This is a genomic window from Mycobacterium sp. NGS26, from assembly GCF_059813025.1.
Genome location: NZ_JCALDU010000014.1, coordinates 1 through 1,497, shown reverse-complemented (window position 1 = coordinate 1,497; position 1,497 = coordinate 1). Strand labels below are relative to the sequence as shown.

The 1,497-nt window shown below is 67.7% G+C and carries 1 protein-coding gene; it reads right to left on the bottom strand.

Annotated elements, in window-relative coordinates; all coding sequences use genetic code 11:
* The coding region (locus tag AC5Y6X_RS24315; protein WP_499989698.1) for a condensation domain-containing protein at positions 1-1,497 on the bottom strand (1,497 nt) is incomplete at both ends.

The following is a 1,497-nucleotide window of genomic DNA, read 5'->3' as shown; positions in this document are numbered from 1 at the left end:
GCACCGATCCCGGCCAGGGCCTCAAACCACAACCGGCTCAGCCGGCCGATTTGGTCGCGATCGACCACCGACGTCGCCCAGCGCCAATTGGCCTGCAACTGCGGGCCAGCCTCGGAATCGACGGTGCCGGCGTTAAGGTCCACGCTGTAGGGCAACGGCAGCGGCAACGCCGCACCCGCACCAATGCCCGACAACCCGTCCAGACACAGCCGCCACCCCCCAGCGTCGGTGGCCGCAGCGCCCAGCCGGCCCAAATAGTTAAACCCGATCGACGGCACCGGCCCAGCCAAATCCACCTCGGAGTTCAAATAGCGCAACAGGCCGTAGGTCAAACCCCCAGGCAGGGCGCGAAGCTGTTCCTTGGCGTCTTTGACCACCACCCCCAGCGCCGCCTCGCCAGCGATCACCTGCCCCCAGGACAAACCCCCCACCGCCAACGACACCGGATATTTGGTGGTGAACCAGCCCACCGTGCGCGACAAATCCAGCTCGCCGGCCAACTCCTCATGGCGGCCGTGGCCCTCCACCTCAATACCGATCGGCGCGTCACCGGTGCCCAACCACTCGGCCACCGCCAACGCCAACCCAATCAACAAAATGTCTTGGATGCCGGCATGAAACGCCGCCGGCACCTCCCCCAACAGCAGCCGCGTCGTCTCGGTATCCAACGACACCGCCAACCGCCCCGCGCTCACATAGGTATCCACCCCCGCACCCGCCCCCGGCAACACCGCCGGGACCGCCGCCACCTGCCGCCACACCTGGGCCTGGCTTACGACCTCGGGCGCATGGGCATGCTCCACCAGCAGCGACGCCCACCGGGCAAACGACGTCCCACCCGCGGCCAACACCACCGGCTGCCCGCTGTGACGCTGCGCCCAGGCAATGTTGAGGTCCTCCAACAAGATTCGCCACGACACCCCATCAACAGCCAAATGATGAACAATCACCACCAACTGGCCGGTGGAAGCCACCCACAGCGCGCTGACCATCACCCCCGCCGCCGGATCCAACCGCGACCGCGCGGCCACCAGCGTCTCCTCGGACAACACCTCCACCGCATGCACACACCCGCGCGCATCCACCGACCCCACCGGCGGCACCATCAGCGACCACCGGCCACCATCGTCATCCACCCGCGCCCGCAACATGGCATGCCGATCCAGCAACGCCTGCACCAACACCACCACGTCGGCCTCGCCCACCCCCACCGGGGCCTGCACCAACACCGTCTGATTGAACTGCTCAACCGGGCCCTCAACACCGTGCAGCCAGCACATGATCGGAGTCGCCGGCACCGACCCCACACCCTCATCGGCCACATCACCCACACCGGCGGCCACCCCGGCCACCCGCGCCAACCCGGCAACACTCTGCTCCACGAACACATCCCGCGGCCGACACACCAACCCGGCCGCCCGCGCCCGCGCCACCACCTGCATCGACAAAATGCTGTCCCCACCCAAATCGAAGAAGGAGTCATCCACCCCCACCCGC